The sequence below is a fragment of the Pseudomyxococcus flavus genome (assembly GCF_050038885.1).
GTDB lineage: Bacteria > Myxococcota > Myxococcia > Myxococcales > Myxococcaceae > Myxococcus > Myxococcus flavus.
In genome coordinates, this window is sequence record NZ_CP143624.1 from 7,757,621 (window position 1) to 7,778,226 (window position 20,606).

16 protein-coding genes and 1 pseudogene are annotated in these 20,606 nt (G+C 69.9%); 12 read left to right on the forward strand and 5 right to left on the reverse strand.

All coding sequences use genetic code 11. The features are described from left to right. Positions 1-412 precede the first annotated feature (412 nt). The 5 genes from VZL07_RS32535 to VZL07_RS32555 form a co-directional block, all read right to left on the reverse strand. Positions 413-2,470: a transglutaminase TgpA family protein gene (locus VZL07_RS32535; protein WP_426751837.1), complete on the reverse strand. Its 2,058-nt coding sequence runs from the start codon at positions 2,468-2,470 to the stop codon at positions 413-415. Further along, positions 2,467-3,432: a DUF58 domain-containing protein gene (locus VZL07_RS32540; RefSeq protein WP_426751838.1), complete on the reverse strand. Its 966-nt coding sequence runs from the start codon at positions 3,430-3,432 to the stop codon at positions 2,467-2,469. The genes VZL07_RS32535 and VZL07_RS32540 overlap by 4 nt, the downstream gene beginning before the upstream one ends. Continuing rightward, on the reverse strand, positions 3,432-4,412 hold the full coding sequence (locus tag VZL07_RS32545) for an AAA family ATPase (protein ID WP_426751839.1): 981 nt from the start codon (positions 4,410-4,412) through the stop codon (positions 3,432-3,434). Before VZL07_RS32545 ends, VZL07_RS32540 begins: the two co-directional genes overlap by 1 nt. Before the next feature lie 91 nt (positions 4,413-4,503). Then, a complete protein-coding gene (locus VZL07_RS32550; protein ID WP_426751840.1) occupies positions 4,504-4,827 on the reverse strand; it encodes an STAS domain-containing protein in 324 nt (107 codons plus the stop codon). A gap of 184 nt (positions 4,828-5,011) precedes the next feature. Continuing rightward, positions 5,012-5,746: a lytic transglycosylase domain-containing protein gene (locus VZL07_RS32555; RefSeq protein WP_426751841.1), complete on the reverse strand. Its 735-nt coding sequence runs from the start codon at positions 5,744-5,746 to the stop codon at positions 5,012-5,014. Between the two features lie 310 nt (positions 5,747-6,056). Between VZL07_RS32555 and VZL07_RS32560 the strand changes: the two genes are divergently transcribed. From VZL07_RS32560 to VZL07_RS32615, 12 genes and pseudogenes are all read left to right on the forward strand, one after another. Then, on the forward strand, positions 6,057-6,215 hold the full coding sequence (locus VZL07_RS32560; protein WP_426751842.1) for a lmo0937 family membrane protein: 159 nt from the start codon (positions 6,057-6,059) through the stop codon (positions 6,213-6,215). Next, positions 6,212-6,778 (forward strand): hypothetical protein, encoded by a 567-nt coding sequence (locus tag VZL07_RS32565; protein ID WP_426751843.1) that lies wholly within the window; start codon positions 6,212-6,214, stop codon positions 6,776-6,778. The genes VZL07_RS32560 and VZL07_RS32565 overlap by 4 nt, the downstream gene beginning before the upstream one ends. 47 nt (positions 6,779-6,825) lie before the next feature. After that, positions 6,826-7,899: a HupE/UreJ family protein gene (locus tag VZL07_RS32570; protein WP_426751844.1), complete on the forward strand. Its 1,074-nt coding sequence runs from the start codon at positions 6,826-6,828 to the stop codon at positions 7,897-7,899. Positions 7,900-7,957: 58 nt separating this feature from the next. Further along, entirely contained in the window at positions 7,958-8,431 is a 474-nt protein-coding gene (locus VZL07_RS32575) for a hypothetical protein (RefSeq protein ID WP_426751845.1), read from the forward strand. Between the two features lie 66 nt (positions 8,432-8,497). Further along, positions 8,498-9,268 (forward strand): hypothetical protein, encoded by a 771-nt coding sequence (locus VZL07_RS32580; RefSeq protein WP_426751846.1) that lies wholly within the window; start codon positions 8,498-8,500, stop codon positions 9,266-9,268. A gap of 146 nt (positions 9,269-9,414) precedes the next feature. Beyond that, entirely contained in the window at positions 9,415-10,089 is a 675-nt protein-coding gene (rplC, locus tag VZL07_RS32585; protein WP_426751847.1) for a 50S ribosomal protein L3, read from the forward strand. A 384-nt stretch (positions 10,090-10,473) separates the two neighbouring features. Continuing rightward, positions 10,474-11,295: an outer membrane beta-barrel domain-containing protein gene (locus VZL07_RS32590; RefSeq protein ID WP_426751848.1), complete on the forward strand. Its 822-nt coding sequence runs from the start codon at positions 10,474-10,476 to the stop codon at positions 11,293-11,295. 12 nt (positions 11,296-11,307) lie between these two features. Further along, the gene (locus VZL07_RS32595) at positions 11,308-12,615 is read left to right on the forward strand and encodes an outer membrane beta-barrel domain-containing protein (protein ID WP_426751849.1); all 1,308 of its coding nucleotides are present in this window, start codon (positions 11,308-11,310) and stop codon (positions 12,613-12,615) included. Positions 12,616-12,638: 23 nt separating this feature from the next. Continuing rightward, positions 12,639-14,177: a tetratricopeptide repeat protein gene (locus VZL07_RS32600; protein WP_426751850.1), complete on the forward strand. Its 1,539-nt coding sequence runs from the start codon at positions 12,639-12,641 to the stop codon at positions 14,175-14,177. A 189-nt stretch (positions 14,178-14,366) separates the two neighbouring features. Continuing rightward, on the forward strand, positions 14,367-18,005 hold the full coding sequence (locus tag VZL07_RS32605; RefSeq protein ID WP_426751851.1) for a tetratricopeptide repeat protein: 3,639 nt from the start codon (positions 14,367-14,369) through the stop codon (positions 18,003-18,005). Beyond that, a pseudogene (locus tag VZL07_RS32610) lies at positions 18,002-19,486 on the forward strand (tetratricopeptide repeat protein); the annotation flags it as partial. The gene VZL07_RS32605 and the pseudogene VZL07_RS32610, both read left to right, overlap by 4 nt. Before the next feature lie 836 nt (positions 19,487-20,322). Beyond that, a complete protein-coding gene (locus VZL07_RS32615) occupies positions 20,323-20,604 on the forward strand; it encodes a hypothetical protein (protein ID WP_426751852.1) in 282 nt (93 codons plus the stop codon). Positions 20,605-20,606 lie beyond the last annotated feature (2 nt).

Sequence of the window (20,606 nt, forward strand, 5' to 3'; positions counted from 1 at the left end):
GACGACGTGACGAGGGGAGCAAGAGCAACGGAAGTGCCAATCTGCCCCACAGGACCATTCCCAATGTCTGCGAGGGGTTGGCGCGCTCCCGCCGCGTGCACAGGGCCGAAAGTCTGTAACCGTTACGTTGAACCGGTATGAATCGCCCAATGCGCTAGCTGTAGGAGATTCAGAACTGTTGGCATTCGTGCCTCCTGCCTGTGCGTCAGCGCGAGCCCGCTCGGAGAGCGGGGCAGCGAAAGGCCGCGTACCCGATGAATGAGCATGGCGGCCCTCGGAGCGGCGCACGTCCAACGACGTGGCCGACCCGCCGGAAAAGGCGTAACGCCGCTTCGGCTGGATGACATACGCCGGCCGCTGGACGGCACGCCGGGCAGGCGGACCGTCAGGCGTCAGGGGGCATGTCTGGGCTTCAGGACGCGCGTGCCTGGGGCGGTCGCGTGCCCTCGCTGGCGAGACGCTGGGCCTCCCTGGCGACAGCGCTCCTCAACGTCGACAGATGCTGCTGGGCCTCGCCCTGCTGCAAGGGGCGGCCTCCGAAGCGGGCTTCCAGGTACCGACGGGTGAGCGGCGCCAGGGCCGGGGTCAGCGGGTGCCCCTCGCGCGCCAGGCGGGCGTCCAGATCCTCGAGGGTCTCGCCTTCGGCGCGGGTGACGCGAGCGGACGCGAGCAGGGCCTCCACGGCGTCGGCGAAGCGCGTGGCCTCCAGGGGGCGCTCTCTCGACAGGAACTGCGCCAGCATGCGCCAGGCGGCATACGCCGCCGCGGCGGCCAGGACCGCGGCGCCCCAGGCCCGGGGCGGAGGCCCGCGGCGGGGCGCTTCAGCCTGCTCCGGCGCCGGCCGCGAGCTGCTCATGAGGGCCCGGGCGACCATCAGCTGGTCGCGGAAGTTGTAGTCGAGGACGACGTCGCGCCATTGCGACTCCACGACCTCGTAGAAGTTGATGAGCTGCTCCAGCAGCCGGGGCGACTGGCTCGCGCGGTGGGCCGGCGGCGTCGCGTCCACGGTGACGAAGCCGCGCCCCGGGACGAGCACGTGCGTCCAGGCGTGCGCGTCACCGGCGCGGACCACGTAGCCGCCCGTGACGCGCTCGCCTCCGAAAAAGCCGGTGGCCAGCCGCGCGCGCATGCCCTGGGTGCGCAGCATCAGCGTGAGCGCGGTGGCGAAGTGCTCGCAGTGGCCCTGCTTGCGCTGGAAGAGGAAGTCGGCGACGGGGTCCGGCACCTCGCCGCCCAGCTCCAGCGTGTAGCTGTACTCGCGCTGCAGCCACGCGGACAGCTTCTGCGCGGCGGCCAGCGGGTCGCGCTCGCCATTCAGCACGCGCGCGGCCGTCTGCGCCACGCGGACGTCGAGCCCCTCCGGCAGCGACAGCAGGGCGTCCTGTTCCTCGGGAGGAAGGTCCCGGAGGTCATCGCCGCTGGCGGCTGTCGGCAGGCTGTACGCCTCGTAGGAGTAGGAGATGCCCGGGTTCTGGAAGCGCACCTCGCCACCGCCCAGCTCGAAGATGGGCGTGCGCCGGGGGCCCAGCTGGGTGTTGGCCACCGCGTTGCCCAGCCGGGAGGGCGTCTCCAGCGCCACCAGCGTGCGGGCGCCGTAGGCCGGCATCAGCTCCATCTGCTGGTGCACCAGGTTGTCCTGCCCAGGCCGCAGCGTCGTCATGAACTCGGGCTTGCGGCTGGCCTTGCGCGCGTTGGTCCACTCCTGGCCGTCGAAGACGTCATAGGTGCGGCCCACCCAGTACGCGTCGAGCGCTTCCTTCTCCGGGTCCGGAGACAGGGTGGCCCGCAGCACGATGCGCGGGTTGTCCTTGATGGTGCCCGCGCCGCCCAGCCGCACGGTGTCGGAGAAGCCGGCGGTCGCCACGCCCAGGCCGGGCGCGGCGCTGGGGCCGATCATGTTCCAGTTGAGGCGGGGGAAGAAGATGAAGAACGCCACCGCGCCCACCACGGCGAAGCCCACGCCCTTGGCCAGGGGGCCCATCACCGAGCGCACCGGCACCGGCTCGCCTTCGGGGACGGCGGACTCCACCACGCCCAGCGCCAGGGAGATGCTGGCCAGCACGCCGAACACGACGAGGAACAGGCCGTAGACGAGCTCACCGGAGAGGGCGGCGCCACCCGCCACCATCAGCAGACCGGACAGGAGGACCTGCCCGTCGGTGGCCGCGTCCGGCGTGGAGAGCAGGCGCTGCGCGGAGATGAGGCCCGCGAAGGTACACGCCGCCACCACCAGGTTGAGCGAGCCCGCGAGCACGTTGGTACCCAGCGTCAGCGCCACCGCCAGCAGCAGCACCGCGGTGAGCTTGACCCGGTTGGAGAACGGGCGCTTGCCCGCCAGCGCGAGCACCAGGGCCACGGCATAGAGGCCCAGGGCCCAGGCGGGAAGCTGGCCGGACACCGCCATGGAGGCGAAGGCGAAGCCAGCCCCCAGGTCCCGCAGCACCAGGCGCAGCCGCGTGCCCTTCCTCATGCCGCCTCCTCGTGACCGCGCGGGCGCTCATGGCCCAGCCACGCGAGCGCCCGGAGCAGGCGCCGCTCCTGCGCCGTGCCCGCCGCGGGACGGATGCGCTCCTCGGGCGTGTCCAGTCCCACCTCGTGGCCTTCCTCGATGAGCCGGTGGGCCAGCGCGGCCACGTCCTCGCAGCGGCGCTCCAGCGCCTGCGCGTCGAGCCCGTCCGCGATGGTCAGCACGAAGGTGCGCCGCTCCTCGCGCTCCCGCTCGACCCGCAGCAGCTTCCCGGCCGAGGCGCTCTTGCGCCAGTGGATGCGCCGCGCGTCCTCGCCCGGGGCCAGCTCGCGCAGGCCGGCGACGTCACCGTTGCCGTCGTTGCGGCGGGGGTTGCCCGCGTCGCCCACGGGGCCCTGCTCCGGGGCGCCCGGGTCCTGGCAGGCGTAGGTCCGCCGCGGGTAGATGAGCAGCGTGCTCTCCAGGGGAAAGGTCCGCGTCTTGGCGAACAGCCCCAGCGGCCAGGTGGTGGTGACGCGCACGCCCGTGAGCCGCACCGGCCCGCGCTGGGGCGCCGTGAGGTCCGCGCGCACCACGTGGTCCACGCCCTCGGGCAGGTAGCCCACGCCGCCCGCGCCGGTGAGGGGCGCGTCCGCTTCGGACAGGGTGAGCGCGAAGGCATGGCCCTGGCTGCGGGAGATGGCCCAGCGGAAGGTGAAGGGCTCCTGGGCGAAGGCCGCGTCGGCGCCCACGCGCCGTACGGTCAGGTGCCGCAGGCAGCGCTCGGACAGCACGCCCGACACCACCACCATGCTCAGCAGCAGGCCGAGCAGCAGGTAGAGGAGGTTGTTGCCGGTGTTGAGGGCCCCCAGGCCCACGCCGAACGTCACCACCAGGTAGGTGCGGCCGATGCGCGTCACCTTGAGGGTGCGCGGGGGGCGGAGCCGCGAGCGAACCCGGGCCCACCAGGGCGTGCGCCGGGGCATCACCGGGGCGCCGGAACCTTTCGGGCAATCTCTTCCAGCAGGTGGGCCGCCTCGTCTCGCGCCGACACACCCTGCACGGCGCTGCGGAGCAGGACGCGGTGGGACCAGCAGGGGACGAGCACCGCGCGCACGTCGCCGGGCGTGACGAAGTCCCGCGCGTCCCAGAGCGCGTTGGCGCGGGCGGCGGCGCCCAGCGCCAGCACCGCGCGGGTGGAGGCGCCGCGGTCCAGGTCACCATGGGCGCGCGTGGCCGTGGCCAGCCGCACGATGTAGTCCGCCACCGAGGCGTCCAGCCGCAGCGCCGCGGCGAAGGCGCGCAGCGAGGCCAGCTCCTCGGGGCCGGACACCGTCTCCACCGCGTCGAGCGGCGGCGTGCCGTCGCGGCTGACCAGCAGCCCCGCCTCGACCTCGGGCGTCGGGTGGCCCAGCGACATGCGCACCATGAAGCGGTCGAGCTGCGAGTCCGGGAGCGGGTACGTCCCGGAGAAGTCCACCGGGTTCTGCGTGGCCACCACCGTGAAGGGGGCGGGCAGGGCGTGGGTGGCGCCGTCCAGCGAGACTTGGCCCTGGGCCATGGCCTCCAGCAGCGCGGACTGGGTGCGCGGCGGCGCGCGGTTCAGCTCGTCCGCCAGCACGAGCTGCCGGAAGAGGGGACCGGGGCGGAACTGGAAGGTGGCCGTCTGCGCGTGGAAGACCTGGGCGCCCAGGACGTCGGCGGGCATCAGGTCCGCGGTGAACTGGACGCGCGCGAAGCTCAGGCCGCAGGCCTTGGCCAGGGCCTCGGCGAGCGTCGTCTTGCCCACGCCGGGGACGTCCTCGAGCAGCACGTGGCCGCCGGCCACGATGGACGTCACGACGAGCTGGAGCTGGGATTGTTTTCCCTGAACCGCGCGGCCCAGTTCAGTGGCGATGCGTTCCATCGCCGAGCGCGCGTTGACGGGGGAGGGCACCGGGGAGAGGGCGCGGGCTGGCTGGTTCATCTGCCGCCACTGTAGCCCACTCCCTCGGTTGCCAACATGCTTCGCATCCGGGCTTTCGCCTCGGACGCTCCCTCCAGGGGCGGCGGAGCGCCTAGGCCTGGAAGATGTCCTCGGGCGTGTAGTACGCGGGGCGCGTAGACGTCCCTGTCCCCACACCGAAGTACCGGAACATCCGCTCGTGGTGGGTGGCCAGGCCGCGGAGCTGCACGGGGCGCTCCACCAGCCCGCGCGTGAGGACGCCCACGGCGCTGTCCTTGAACTCTCGCAGGTGGGTGAAGTCCAGGACGACCTCGCGTCCGGTCAGCGCGCTGAGGGAGGTCCGCACCTCTTCCGCCGTCTTGCCGTCCAGCGTGCCTTCCAGCCGCAGCGTCACCGAACCTGCGGACTCTTCACGGTGGATCTGTAGCCCCGCCATTGCTGTGTTCTCCAAGTTGGCGAGGAGCCTGTGCCGGACCGGCGTCGCTCCGGTCCCTCCACGGACGACCCGTGGGGTGCTCCCGCCCGGCGCACAGTGCACATGCTTCGCTGGTTTGGTTACCCCCCTGAGGCAACTTTCTCGCGAATGTCAGGCAACGGTCGCAGGGCCTGTTGCACAGCGCTCAGCTCTTCTGGCCGCCGCCCTTCTGCGCTTCACGCAGCGTGAGCTGCTTCTGCTGCTCGGCCTTCAGCTTGCGGAATTCCTTCACCACCTTGGCGGGGTAGCCGGCCATGAACTTCGTCCGGGACTCCTTCTTGGCCAGGATGCGCCGGGCCAGGCCGGGGCCGGCGTTGTAGGCGACCAGGGCCTTCTCCACCGTGCCGAAGCGCCTGATGAGGTCCGCCAGGTACGCGGTCCCCAGCTCCACGTTGGTCTCCGAGTCGAAGAGGTTGCTGCTGCGGCCCAGGCGGATGCCGGCCTTGTCCGCCAGCCAGGTGCCCGTGTCCGGCATCACCTGCATCAGGCCCATGGCCCCCACGTGGGACACCGCGTAGTTGTTGAACGAGCTCTCGCAGCGGATGACGGCCACCACCAGCAGCGGGTCCAGGTTGTTGCGCGCCGCCTCGCGGACGATGGCCACCGCCAGGCGCCGCTGCTGCCGGGGGGGAAGGCCGGACGCCTTCACCATCTCCGTGATGCCCAGGGCCTCGGCCTCGGCGTAGTGCGTCTCGTCCTCGTAGAGCTCCAGCCGGGCCAGGGTGGCCTTCAGCTCCGCGTCGCGCTCCGCCAGCAGGGCGCGCAGCTCCGTCACCTCCGGCCCCTCACCCTGGGCGCCTTCGGGCACCTGCACCGGAAATGCGAGCGCCGCCGTCCCCGTCAACCAGCCCGCTGCCATCGCCACCGCCCAACCCCTCATCCCACCCCTCCCGGCGCCGCCATGCTGCTCGCGCCCTTGGAACCCGTGCGGCCGATGCGGATGCACCGACCTGCCGACGGAGCAGCGCCTAAGCAGCTCGCGTGCCAGGACTCGCACGCGGCGTGCCCCTCCTTATGAGCGCCGCCGAATTTGCCCTTCCTGGGGCCCCGGTTTCCCCGGGCGGCCTGAAAAAATGCCCGGGTGGAGACGTGGCGTTCCCAACGGGAGGCTGTGAAAAGCACCGGGTTGCTCGTCCGGGTGCCTGTTCCTAGCTTTGGCCGCGCCAGGCTGTGGTGCGTGGAGGTGCGGCGTGTACTGGACGATGGGAATCATCCTGTTGGTGTTGTGGGGGCTGGGGCTGACCACCGGCTCCACCGAGGGATACTGGGTCCACCTGCTGCTGTTGTTCGCCATGGTGGCGCTCCTGTTGGCGGTGGTGTCCCGCGGCCGCCGGGCGGCCTCCGCGTGAAGCGCGAGGCGCCGGACATGACCCGGGTGGAGCTGCCCCGGGACGCCGCCGGCTTCACGCGGCGCGAGTGCCCCGAGTGCCAGCGGGCCTTCAAGACGCGGCCCGGCCCGCTGGACGCGCGCGCCGTGCTGCACAAGCTTCAGGGCTTCTTCCCGTTCGAGAACGCGCACGAGTGCGTGGAGGGCGTTCCCGTCTGGGGCTGCCCGTACTGCGGCTACCGCGCGGAGGCGGACGCCTTCCTCACCCCCGCGCAGCAGACGCACCTGGAGTCGGTGGCGCGCGGCTGGGCCAACCATGTCCGCTATGAGCAGCTCGCCCACGTGGCGCGCACGCTGTCCGTCAACCCGAGCCCCACCTTCGTCGCGGTGGAGCCCGAGGCGCTGCCGGGCCCCATGGCGCCGGAGCCGGACGAGCTGCTGCGCGTCCTGCCCATGCTGTGCTGTGGGGAAGAGGTGAAGGTGCTCTGGGACTGGGAGCAGACGCTCCACTGCTTCTCCTGCGGCGCGCGGCATGACCCGATGAGCGGTCGCCAGCAGGTGGAGCTCCGCTTCATTCCGGAGTGACGCCCGGAGTGGACGCGGGCCGGCGCTGACGGCAGGCTGGAGGGGACATGACGCGTGTTTCCCCTCGGGCCGTGCTCGCGAGCCTGCTGCTGGCCGCGAGCGCCGCCTCCGCGCACGACGCCGACATCATCTATGTCGAGGCACAACGCGCCGCGCCGGAGTCCTCCGAGCTGCGCGAGGTGATGACGCTGACGCCGGAGACGCTGGCCCGCCTCCTGTCCATGGACGGGACGGGGGTGTCCCTGAACACACGGGACGCGCTGGCCGGCCGGCTCGACGCCATTGCCGCCGGTGTATGGGACGCGGCGCCGCTCACCGCGGGGGGCCAGCCGTGCACGCGGACCGCCCACACCGCGCTGCCGAGGCAGTCCTTCGTGGAGCTGACCGCCACCTTCACCTGCCCACCGGGGCCGCTGCGTCAGCGCTTCGCCGTCCTGGCGCGGCTGCCGCCCGAGTACCGGGTGATCCTGGGAAGCGTGCGGGAAGGGGAGCTCCCCGGCGCGATGTTCGCGGACGCCGCGCGGCCGGAGGTGGCGATGCCGGAAGGTGGCCAGCGCACCTCGCTGCTCGGGCGCTTCGCGGGGTGGGTGGGCCTGGGCATGCGCCACATCTTCGAGGGCGTGGACCACCTGGCCTTCCTGCTGGCCGTGCTGCTGGTGGGGGGCGGCCTCAAGCGGGTGTTGCTGCTGGTGACGTCCTTCACGGTGGCGCACTCGCTGACGCTGGGGGCCGCCGCCCTGGGCTGGGTGGTGCTCGACGGGGCCTGGAGCCGCTGGGTGGAGGCCGCCATCGCCGCCTCCATCATCTATGTCGCGGTGGAGAACCTGGTGCGGCGCGAGCACCGGCACCGGGTGCTCGTCACCTTCCTGTTCGGGTTGATCCACGGCTTCGGCTTCGCGGGCGTGCTGGCCGGCTATGGCCTGGGAGAGTCCGTGGCCACGGCGCTCCTGGGCTTCAACGTCGGCGTGGAGCTGGGGCAGGCGGTGGTGGTGGCGGTGCTGCTGCCCGTCCTCCGCATGGTCCAAAGGCGTCCGGCTTTGCACACGAGGGCCGTGAGGGCATTGTCCATCGGAATCCTCGCGGCTGGTGGGTTCTGGATGTTCGAGCGCGCTCTCGGTTGAATCCCACGCGGGGCGTCCCTACGTTGGCGGCTTGAAGGTAGGGAACAGGGGGACGTCGATGGGTGCGAGGCATACCCGGCTGGCCGCGGCGCTGGCTGCCGCGTGGGAGGCGGAGGTCGTCTCCGCCCGGCGGATGACAGCGCTGGCGGAGCGAATCGCGGATGCGCGGGTCAGGGCGCGGTTGATGGTCCTGGCCGCATTCTGCCGGGCCCATGCGTCGCGGCTGCTCGCACGGCTGGCCGCGCTGGGCCGCGGGCCGCTCCCGGTTCCACCCGAGGACATCGAGCTGGACCCGGATACGCTGCTGGAGCTGCGCCGCGAGGGCGCCTTCGCCCGGGCGTCCGCCGCCCGCTACGAGACGACGGCCGAGCTGGCCCGTCAGCAGGCGGACCTGTCCTCCGCGTGGGTCTGTGAGCTCAACCGCACCGAGGAGCAGGACCGCTCCCGGGAGCTGCTGGCCCTGGCGGAGGGCGCGCTGGGCCCCGTGGTGCACGGCGACACGCCGGCCAGCGCCGCGCCCGGCGATTCCTGAGGGAATGACACGGGTGGCTCGCTCTGTCGGTGACAGTGCCGGCGTGTTGGGCGTAGAAATCCGTCCATGCCGAAGGAGAGCTACAACGACCTCATCTTCCAGCTGGGCGACCTGGCGCGAGACAGACTCCCTGGCAAGCCCAACTGCCCCCGTTCCATGGACCGCGTCTACCGCGCCGAAGAGGCGGTGGTGGCTCGCCGGGACGAACTGGCGGCGCTCGAGCAGGAGATGAACGACGAGGACGCTGCGTATTCGGACTATCTCGCCGAGCTGGAAGCGGAGCGCGCCCGGCAGGGAGCCATCGTCAAGAAGTGGAAGAAGGCGGTGGACGCCATCGACGGCAAGGTGAAGGACCTGCGCAAGACGCTCGCGTCGCGCAAGGCGGACCTGCGCTACGCCGAGGACGGCCTGGGCAAGCTGGAGCAGAAGATCAGCGACATGGAGCTGACGGGCGAGTCACCCGCCAAGCTCGAGGTGGCCCGGACCAACCTCAAGAAGAACCGGCTCCAGCAGATGCGGCTCGGCCGCGAGCTCGAGGACCTGGAGGCCCGCCTGGCCACCGCGCTCACCCCCGAGCCCGGCCAGCCCGGCGCGGCGGGCATCCTGGCGCACAAGCGCATGCTGGAGATGGAGGACGAGGCGGAGGAGCGCAAGCTGGACCACGAGCACCGCATGGCGGAGCTCGACCAGGCGATCGCCGCCAAGGAGCAGCAGGTCCAGGCCGCGGAGGATTATCTGGATCAAGCACTGTTCCTTCTCGGCGAAGACGTGTATGCACAGCGCATCAACGATGCGCAGCTCGCACCGTTCTACCCGCGCTTGGATCGCGCGCAGTGAGAGGACCCCCCGCCCGTAGTGCTTGACGGCGGGGACCTGTCTGCTACATTGCGCCGCTTCCTGGGGACCGCGGGGACGCGTGAAGTCCAGGTCATTGAACTTATTGGGTTTTTCCGCGCCACCAGCGCGCTGGCAGTGAGGACGACGTGAAGGGTCTGATTGGCAAGAAGATCGGCATGACCCAGGTGTTCAACGATGAGGGCAACCTCGTCCCGGTCACGGTGATCGACGTGGGCACGTGCCAGGTCGTTGGCAAGCGCACCCCGGAGAAGGACAAGTACTCCGCGGTGACCATTGGCTTTGGTGAGATCCGCGAGAAGATTCTCAACCAGGCCGAGCGCGGCTTCTTCAAGAAGGCCAACGCGCCTTACCGCCGCCACCTGAAGGAGTTCCGCGTCACGCCGGAGGAGGCCGCCTCCTTCAACGTGGGCGACGCCGTCAAGGCGGACATGTTCAGCAAGGGCGAGCTGGTGGACGTCACCGGCGTCACCAAGGGCCGCGGGTTCTCCGGCGTCATGCGCCGCTGGAACTTCAAGGGCTCGCAGACCAAGACGCACGGTACGCACGAGTACCAGCGTCACCCGGGCGCCATCGGTCAGCGTAAGACGCCGGGCCGCGTGTACCCGAACAAGAAGATGCCCGGTCACTACGGCGTGGAGCAGGTCACCACCCAGAACCTGACCGTCGTCGACGTGGACGTGGAGAAGGGCCTGGTGCTCGTGAAGGGCGCCGTCGCCGGCCACAAGGACAGCGTCGTCTACATCCGCCCCAGCATCAAGGTGGCCATGCGCGCGCAGCACAAGGCCGCGCGCGGCGCGTAGTCTGCTTCTGAGCGTCTGACGCTCGAGACGCCCCGCTTCCGGGCCCGGTCTTCCGGGCATCGGGCGGGGCGTTTGCTTTTGCGGGGCAGGGCGCGTGGGGTTTCCGCGGGTGGGCAGGTGCTTGCCCCGCGTGACGACCCGGCTGCCCGCTGCATCTCATCCCGTGCCATGGCATGCCCCGGAAACGTTGACCGGTGGGCGTCCGGTGGGGACGACCGTGAAAAGAATTCCGACTCCAGGCCATCTCGGCTTGTCGGTCGTGGAAGGCGTGCGCACATCCAGGCCCCACAGAGGAGCCTGAGCGTCGGGTGACGCGGGCTCCGTGGCTCGGGGAGTCCAGGCACTCCCGCTCATGGCGGCCCACCCCACGGGCCGGGCAGGATTATGATCGCACGCACGCTCTGCGTCTTTGCTTCGTTGGCAGTGTCGCTGGCGGCGCCAGTCGCCTCGGCGCAGGACGAGGAGAACGTCCTCGACAACGTCGTGGTCCGCAACCGGCTGTACGAGCCGGGCGGGCAGTTGGAGGTGTCCCTCGGTGTGGGGCTGCCGCTGCAGTCCCGGCTGACGGCGCACTACGTCTTCAACGTCGGCGTGGCCTACAACCTCTTCGACACCTTCGCCGTGGAGGCGCGCGCAGGCTACGCGGCCAGCCGGCACACGGGCCTGGCGCGCTCCATCTCCGAGAGCTTCCTCAATCGCGAGGACAAGCGCGTCACCGACGAGCTGGCGGACCTCTGGGAGATGAACCTCCACGGGGTGGCCGGTGTCCGCTGGGCGCCTGTCTACGGCAAGCTCAGCCTGCTGTCGGATCTGCCCGCCCACTTCCAGGCCTATGTCTGGGCGGGCGGCGGCCTGGGCTCGTTCCAGCGCAACTCCGTCATCCAGTGCACGCAGGTGGTGAACCGCGAGCTGGGCATCTGTGACAACCGCACGTCGGTGGATGATCGCGGCTCGGCCACCCAGGACTACTGGGTGAGGGAGACGCGGGTGGCGCCGGTGGTGTCCGCGGCGGTGGGCTTCCGCTTCTTCATCCTGGACAAGCACGGCCTGCGCCTGGAGCTGCGCGACTGGGTCTTCCAGGACAAGTACCGCGTCAACCTGGTGCGCGACGCATGGGAGGCGGGGGAGGCGACGGGGGAGCCCGCGCGCAGCCCCGGCCTCACGCACCTGGTGCAGTTCGACCTTGGCTACACCTTCTCCTTCTAGGTCCACCTGACTATGCGACCGTTCCTGTCCCTCGCGCTCCTTGTCGCCACGGCCACGCAGGCCGCGCCGCGCGTCCCGGCCCCGGCCTTCGCGCTGGCCCAGGTGCAGCAGGTGCCCGCGCCCGGTGCGGAGACGTCCGTGCCGCCCGAGCCCACCCCACAGCCCCAGTCGCTTCCCGAGGCCCCCAGCGGGCCCGCGTCCCGGCCGGAGCCCCTGGTGCCCGAGTCCCCGAGCACCGACGCCGCGCCCGGTCGCGGTGCGCCGGAGCCGCCCCCGGCGGCGGAAGGCACACCGGGTGATGGACCCGCGACGCTGGACGAAGCCGAGGCGGACGCCGAGCCCGCGCCCGACACCGAGCCCCCGGCGAGCGGTGTCGCAGGCCAGGAAGCGCCGCCCGCGCCCGATGACGCGCCGGTGCTCGCGTCCGACCTGTTGGGCTCGGAGGCGCCACGCACCACAAACGCCCGGCAGCAGCGGCTGGTGAACGGCGCGCCGCTCTACAACCCGAACGTCTCGGTGCACATCGTCCAGAAGAAGCGCTTCGCGGACGAGGGCCGGCACGAGCTGACGCTGTACCCGGCGACGGTGCAGGTGAACGGCAAGTACACCAACCACGCGGGCACGGCGGCGCACTACACCTACCACCTGCAGGAGAACTTCGCGCTCCAGGTGATGGGCCAGTACAACTGGTACTCGAACGAGAGCGACTTCAACCTGGAGCTCATCGACAAGGTGCGTGAGCAGGCGCAGGCGGCCTCGTCGCTGCTGCTCGTCTGGGGCGCGCACGCGGGCGTCGAGGTCACGCCGCTCTACGGCAAGTTCGCCTTCCTCAACAACTCGCTCGCGCAGTTCAGCATCGTGCTCAGCGGCGGCGCGGGCATCGGCTCCACGCGCCACCTCATCCGCCCGGCGGTGACGAACGACGTGAACGGCGAGACGTTCAACGTGCCGGCGCGCTTCGGCGACACGGGCACCAAGTTCCTGGGCTCGGTGGGTGGCGGCTTCCGCCTCCAGTTCGGTGAGTCGTATGCGCTGCGCGTGGAGGTCCGCGACCTCATCTACACCGCGCGCGTGGACCGGGTGGACGGCTGCAACCTGGGAGACTTCGAGGCGCTGGAGGCGGCCCGCACCACGAACCAGGACTTCTCCACCCTGAACCTGAGCGGCAGCTGCCGCTACGAGAAGTTCGACGGCGTGGACCCCAAGACGAAGAAGAACTACCGCGAGGACATCATCCTGGCCCGTGACCTGGTGGCCGAGCCGTCGTCGAGCGTCCTCAACAACGTCAGCTTCTACGCCGGCTTCTCTGTCCTCTTCTGACGCGCAGGAAGGCCCGAACCGCCATGAAACGACTGCTCAGCCTCTTCGTCGCCCTGGCGCCGCTCGCGGTGCTCGCCCAGTCTGATTCGGGGAGCTACAACCGCGCGCTGGCCGCCTTCAACGCGGGCGACATGGACACCGCCGCGCCGCTCTTCTTCGAGCTCTCCGAGCGCGCCTCCGACCCGGAGGTGAAGGGCAAGGCGGAGTACTTCCTCGGCCAGGCCCTGGCGAAGAAGGGCCTGCCCGTCGCCGCCTTCATCGCCTACGCGGACATCGTCAACGCCGGGCCCTCACACCCCTCGTACCTCAAGGCGGTGGAGGGGCTGGTGGACATGCAGCAGCAGCTGGACGAGCACAACCTCATCCCCAGCATCCTCAACCAGGCCTACACGGACGGAGTGAGTGACCGCTGGGTGACGCTGCCCAAGGAGGTGCTCGCGCGCATCAACTACCTGGTGGGCACGGTGAGCCAGCGCAAGAGCCGCTTCGAGGAGGCCCGCTCGCTGCTGGAGGCGGTGCCCCAGGACAGCCGCGTCTACGCGAAGGCCCGCTACCTGCTCGGCGTCGTGCTGTCGGACCCGCGCTTCCCGGGACGGCCGGGGGAGTCGGACGCGCTCGACAAGGAGGCGCTGGGTGCGTTCAACGCGGTGCTGGCCGCGAAGGAGGGCCAGCTCGACCTGAAGTCCACGCAGCACCTGGCGTTCATCGCCCTGGGCCGCCTGCACTACCGGCGCGGCGAGTACGCGGAGGCCTCCGCGGCGTACGAGCGGGTGCCTCGCTACTCGCGCTACTGGGACCAGGCCCTCTTCGAGAATGGCTTCGCGCGCTTCCAGAATGAGGACTTTGGCGGCGCGCTCGGCAGCCTCCAGGCGCTGCACGCGCCGCAGTTCGCCGGGGCCTTCCAGCCCGAGTCCTGGATCCTGAAGGCCACCGTCTACTACTACTCGTGTCTCTACGACGAGGTGAAGACGACCCTGGCGGCCTTCGACGAGCTCTATGGCCCCATGGAGAAGCAGCTCGAGCCCTTCGCCGGCGAGGACCTGCCGCTGGTGCAGGCCTACAACCTGGTGGCGGCGGAGAACCGCCGGCTGCCGCGGCCCGTGTACCTGTGGCTGCGCAACAACGAGCGCATCCGCGAGGTGATGCGGATGCTGGAGCGCGTGGACACGGAGAAGCGGGAGCTGTTTGCTGGCCGCTGGCGTGGCACGCCGCTGGCCGCGCAGACCACCGCGTCACTGGAGGACGTGCGCGGCACCTTGCTGCAGGTGGGGGGCACCCTGGCACAGAGCCGCATCCGTGAAGCATCGGACAACCTGCGGACCTTCTCGGACCAGGCGGAAATCATCCGCGTGCAGACGGCATTGGATGAGAAGGATTTGCTGCAGGCGGGAGTGGATCAGAAAGCGTTGCTGACGCGGCAGTCGCTGTATCGCCCGAAGATGCCGGGCGCGGCCTGGAACTACTGGAAGTTCCAGGGTGAGTTCTGGCGCGATGAGATTGGTTATTACCAATACACGCTGAAGCGTGGCTGTCCGGCGAAGACGGCGGAACAACAGCCGTGAGCACACGGGCGGCACTGTCGCCCGGCGTCGCACCTTCGAGGGGCCGCTTCCGCGTGATGTATCGCGGATGCGGCCCCTTCGTCTTGGCCACTTCTCAATCCAGAAGTGCGCATCTACTTTTCGTCGTCCCTCGTCAGCGTGGGTGTTGGATTGCCCGCATGCCGGGTCGGCTTCACGGCAGGAGCTCGCATGAAGGTGGTGCTTCGTTTCGGTGCGCTGGCGGTGGGCGCGGTGCTCATCACTGGCGGGGTGGGAGAGGCGGCGGAAACGCGGGCTCGCGGGGCGGGGAAGAAGCCCGCCTCGGCGTCCGCGTCGAAGACCTCCGGGGCCAAGGCCGCGGGCAAGAAGAAGTCCGCGAAGGCCCGGGCCGCGCGCAAGGCGGAGGAGAAGGCGCCCCCGCCTGGCGTCGCGCCCGAGGACGTGCGCCAGGGCCCCGCGCGGGTACAGCCCGCCACGGCGAAGTTCGCGGAGACGCCGCGCATCCCCGACGCGAAGCGGGATGCGCTGGCGGACAAGAAGCGCGACGAGGCCATCGAGGCCTTCAAGCGGCTCATCCCCAAGCTGCGCGACGGCAACCCGCAGAAGGCGGAGATGATGTACCGGCTGTCGGAGCTCTACTGGGAGAAGTCCAAGTACCTCTACCAGCTGGAGATGGCGCGCTTCCTGGCCGCGGAGAAGCAATACGACGCGGCCATCGCGCGGGGCGAGAAGGTGGATGCCCCGAAGCAGGACCACCGCGACAGTGAGCGCTACCGCTCCGAGACGATGGCCATCTACGAGGAGCTCCTCCGCGCCTACCCGGAGTACCCGCAGCGCGACGAGGTCCTCTTCTCCATGGGCTACAACTACTACGAGCTGGGACGCCGCGAGGAGGCGGTGGCCCGCTACGAGGAGCTGATTCGCGACTTCCCCAAGTCGCAGTTCGTGCCGGACGCGTACATCCAGCTCGGCAACCACTACTTCGAGAACAACAAGCTCATCCCCGCCAAGCAGAACTACGAGAAGGCGCGGGACTCGGGCGTGCCCAAGATCTACGCCTACGCCGTCTACAAGCTGTCCTGGTGTGACTACAACACTGGCGACTACGAGCAGGGCCTGAAGAAGCTGCACGAGGTGGTGGACTACGCCTCCAAGAGCCCCGAGCTGGGCGACCTGCGGACCGAGGCGCTCAATGACCTGACCGTCTTCTACGTCCAGCTCGACCAGCCCAGACAGGCCATCGCCTACTTCAAGGAGAAGGCGCCGGCGCAGCGCGTGGGCCGGCTGCTGGCCAAGACGGCCGCGGGCCTGGTGGACGCGGGCCACTTCGACAGCGCCATCCTCACCTACCGCACGCTCGTGGACGATGAACCCATGGGCGCCAACGCGCCGGAGTACCAGCAGGCCATCGTCCGCGCGCTCGAAGGGCTCCGCCAGCGTCAGCAGGTCCGCAAGGAGATGAAGCGGATGGTGGACCTCTACAGCCCGGGCGGCGACTGGTGGCGGGCGAACGAGGGCAAGACGACCGTCCTGCGCAACGCCTTCAACGTCACCGAAGAGGCCATGCGCGTGATGGTGACCGAGTACCACCAGGAGGCGCAGAAGACGCGCCAGGTGGAGACCTACCGGCTCGCGCGCGACATCTACAAGCAGTACGTGAATGCGTTCGCCTCCAACGCGAACCCGGACTTCGTGGCGGACTCGGCCTTCAACCTCCGCTTCTTCTACGCGGAAATCCTCTGGGCGCTGGAGGAGTGGGAGGCCGCGGCGGCGGAGTACGACGCCGTGGTGGCGTTCAAGATTCCGGACCGCGACACGGCGCGCGAGGTCTCCAACGAGTCCTACCGCAAGAGCGCCGCGTACAACGCCATCCTCGCCTACGACAAGCTGGTGAAGATCGAGCGCGGCCAGCTCGCCAAGAGCGACCTGCGCGACGGCCAGAAGGTCGACGAGAAGAAGGACAAGGGCGACGTCGCCAAGCAGAAGATCGTCAAGCGCGACGCGAAGGACCGCCAGGAGGAGTCGCTCACCCGGTTCGAGGACCGGCTGGTCGCCGCGTGTGACACCTACGTGAAGCTCTACCCGAACTCGCCGGATGAGATCGACCTGCGCTACCAGGCGGCCGTCATCCTCTACGACCGCAGCCACTTCGTGGACGCGGCCCGGCGCTTCGGGGAGATCATCGAGAAGTTCCCCGAGGAGCGACGCTCGCGTGACGCGGCCGACCTCACCATGTACGTGCTGGAGAGCCGCGAGGAGTGGCTCGAGCTCAACACGCTGTCGCGCAAGTTCCTGCAGAACAAGAAGCTGTCCAAGCCAGGAACGGACTTCGCCGCGCGAGTGGCCCGCGTCGTCGAAGGCAGCCAGTACAAGTGGGTGGACGAAATCGTCTACAAGAAGGAGAAGAACCCGAAGAAGGCCGCCGAGGAGTTCCTCCGCTTCGTCTCCGAGTTCCCCAAGTCGGAGAACGCGGACCGCGCGCTCACCTATGCGATGATCATCGCGCAGGAGGCGGACGAAATCGACAAGGGCCTGGCGGCCGGCGAGCGCTTCCTCAAGGAGTACCCGCGCAGCCCCTTCGAGCTGAAGGCGCGCTACTCGCTGGCGGGCCTCTACGAGAAGGTCGCGGAGTACAAGAAGGCCGCCGTGATGGCGGAGTCCTTCATCGCCGCCTACGACGCCGCCGTGAAGGCGCAGGACGCCGAGAAGAAGCGGACCGCGTCCAAGAAGGCCACGGCCAGGGCGGAGTCGGCACCGGGCGCGGAGGATGCGGAGTCCCGGCGTGAGCGGCTGGCCGCCGAGCGCAAGGCGCTGGTGGACGAGGCCGGCGCCTGGGTGGCGGATGCGCAGTTCAACGCGGGAGTCTGGTGGGAAGGCGCGGGCGAGCCGCAGAAGGCCGTGGCCGCGTACAACGCCTACGTGTCCCGCTTCAAGGACCGAAAGGACGTGCCACAGGTGGCCTTCGCCGCGGCGCTCGTCTGGGAGAAGGAGAAGCGCTGGAGCGAGGCGGCCCGGGCCTTTGGCAAGTTCGCGGAGACCTACGGGCGTGACTCGCGCTCCAGCTCCGCGCAGGTGTACCTGGCGCGCTACCACGAGCTGCTCGCGTACGAGCAGCTGAAGAACACGCGCGAGCAGGAGCGCGTGCAAGCCGAGCTGGTGCGCGCCTGGAACCGCCTGCCGGAGAGCGCGCGCAAGGACACGGCGGTGCTCAATGCCTACGGCCACGCGCGCTTCCTGGCGCTGGAGCCCGCGTGGAAGCGCTACACCGGCATCCGCTTCTCGCGGGTGAGCACCATCCGCCGGGACCTGGCCGCGAAGCAGAAGGAGATCCAGCGGCTGGAGAAGGAGTACCTCGCGGTGCTCTCCACCGGCTCGGGTGACTGGGGCATCGCGGCCCTCACGCGCGTGGGCCTGGCCTACGCGGACTTCGCTCGCAACATCATGGACTCGCCGGACCCGTCCGGGCTCGACGAGGAGCAGCTCGCCATGTACCGCAGCGAGCTGGAGAACCTGGCGCTCCCGCTGGAGGACAAGGCGGCCGAGGCCCTGGAGAAGGCCCTGGAGAAGGCCTACGAGCTGGGCGTCTACAGCTCCTGGACCCTGACCGCGCAGGACCAGGTGAACCGCCTGCGTCCGGGCGCCTACGCGCAGGTCCGGCCGGTCAGCTACCGCGGCAGCGACACGCTCGTCCGCTCGGACCTGGTGCGCGTGCTCGAGGGCGCCACGGCCACGACGCCGGTGCCGCCGTCGGAGAAGCCGGAAGCACCCGGGGAACCGGCGGGACAGCCGCAGCCGTCGGATGACGCGGCGCAGGAGCACACCGCCGCGCGTGGGGAGGTGCTGCGATGAAGCCGTTTCGCATCGATTCGATTCAGGTGGGGTCGGGGAAGGCGCAGATGAACTGGTTCCGTTCGCTCCTCGTCGGCTCGCTGGCCTTCACGGCGGCGTGCGCGTCGGGGCCGCAGAAGAAGCCGGCCGCCATGCCGGAGGTGCCGCCGTCCGCGGCTCAGCAGGTCGCGCCCGTGCAGAAGCCCGTCGCGCCTCCCGAGGACAAGCCTGGCAGCGCGGAGGAGTCCTTCGCGGCCGCGCTCCGGGCTTACGAGGCCGGAGATCTGGACGCCGCGCGCAAGGGCTTCGAGGCGGTGGTGGACGTGGTGCCGCAGAGCCTCAACGCGCAGTTCAACCTGGGCGTCATCGCGGAACGGCAGGGCCGGCCGGACGACGCTCGCGTGGCCTACGAGAAGGTGCTGCTGCTGGACCCAGCGCACGTGCCCGCGGTCGTCAACCTGGGCGTCATGTACCGGGAGCAGGGCCGGGTGGACGAGGCCATCGCGCTGTTCGAGCGCGCGCTGAAGACGCCGGGGCGCGAGTACGACGCGTCGCTGCTCAACAGCCTGTCCATCACCTACCGCGTGGCGGGAAAGCTGGATGAGTCCGAGGCCGCCGCCCGCCGTGTCCTGGTTCGCAACAAGGACAACCCGGGGGCGTACAAGAACCTGGCGCACGTGGCCTACGCGCGAGAGAAGTACCGCCTGGCGGAGCTGCTGGCCGGCACAGCGCGCAAGCACGCGCAGAACGACCCGTCCATCTACAACCTGCTGGGCATGGTCTACCTGAAGCTGGAAGACCGCGCGCGGGCGCTGGTCCAGTTCCAGAAGGCGGTGTCCCTGGATGCGAAGTTCACGCCGGGCTACCTCAACCTGGGCGCGCTGGCGCTGAGCTACCGGGACTACGCGGGCGCGGAGCGCTCCTTCGGCAAGGCCGTGGAGCTGGAGCCGGGCTCTCCGGAGGCGACGCTGTACCTCGCCTGGGCGTTGGATGGGCAGAAGGGGCGTGACCCGAAGAAGGGCCTCGCCGCGGGTGAGGCGTTCGAGAAGGTGCTGGCCACGCGGGCGGACCTCCCCGAGGCCGTCTGCGGCGCGGGCTGGGCGTATGCGTCGGACCGCTCCGGCTGGGAGAAGGCGATTGCGTTCCTCGACCGCTGCAAGGCGTTCGAGACGACGTCGGATACCGACAAGCAGATGATCACCGCCAAGGTCCAGGGCCTGCAGAACATGCTCAAGGCGCCCGCGCCTGCTCCCGCCACGGCGGAAGGTGAGGGGGCAGCGCCGGACGAGGCCATCGGTGGCGGTGGTGCTCAGCCTACGGAGGGGGGCGAAGGCACGCCGCCCGCGCAGGGCACGGACGTGGCTCCCGCCGGAGATGCGACGGGTGGCGCCGGCATGCCGCCGGCGGAAGGCACCGGCATGGCGCCCGAAGCAGACGCCACGGGCGGTGCTGGCAGACAGCCCGAGGCAGGCTCAGACGTGGCGCCTGAAGGCGGTGCCACGGGTGGTGCTGGCCGACAGCCCACGCAGGGCTCTGGCACGGCGCCCGAAGGAGACGCCACGGGCGGTGCTGGCAGGCAGCCCGCGGAAGGCTCGGACGTGGCGCCCGGGAGCGATGCGAAGGGTAGTGATGGCACGCAGCCGGCTGAGGGCTCGGACGTGACGCATGAAGGAGACGCCACGGGCGGCGCTGGCACGCAGCCGGCGGAAGGTCCCAACGTGGGAGGTGGCGTCACCGGTGGTGCAGGCGCGCAGCAGGGAGACGCCACCGGCGGCTCTGGCGCTCAGGGCAAGGGCGAATAATCCGCGGGCAATTCCGTGAGGGCACGGTGTTCAGCCCAAGCCAGGGGACTCGGGCGTGCCGAACGGTGATGCCGGGAAGCAATGCCATCGCTCGATGCAAGGCGTCGTCTCTCCGCAGTACCAACGCGGCCCGGAGTGCGCGTGGCGTCCTGGTCAACAGAAGTGCAGATGCGTCAGGACGTCATGAACGCAACGCGAGACAACGCAGCCTGTGACGTGGCTGCGTTCTCGACGAGCTCCCCTGCATCCACCACACCCAGCGGTGTGAAGAATCGATCAGCCACTGTGCCCCTTCTCGGCGCGGTGGGCATGGGCTCGGTTGAAGTGTTGCCTGTCGCCTCACCCCGGTAGGCAGGCTGGAGTTCTGGCAGCAGGGGACGGAACTTTTTTCTCCTCTCCAGCCTGCTGCACCCGGATGAGCAGGCGAGCTCCTCTGGAATCAGGGACTTGAAGTTGGATCGCGCTGTGCAAAGGACCGGCGGGAACCTGTTGGTGGGCCCGCTGTCTCACCCGATGAAGCGATTGGGAGGCTGGGTATGAGGCGACTGGTATCGGCGATGTGGCTGGGCCTGTGGGTGGCACCAGCGGTGGCGGTGGCGCAGGAGTCGAAGGACACGGTGAAGATCATCCAGGAAGAGGACCGCACCGTCTTCCGCAAGAAGACAGTCATCGACTTCACGGATGTCGCGGTGGAAGGCGAGCTCACGAAGCCGGAGGGCTCCTACGTGCTCCACCGGAAGAAGACGGACTTCCAAAGCCTCATCAAGGTCCGGGACAACTTCGATCCAGAGTTGCAGAAGTCAGTCGACAACCTCTAGCG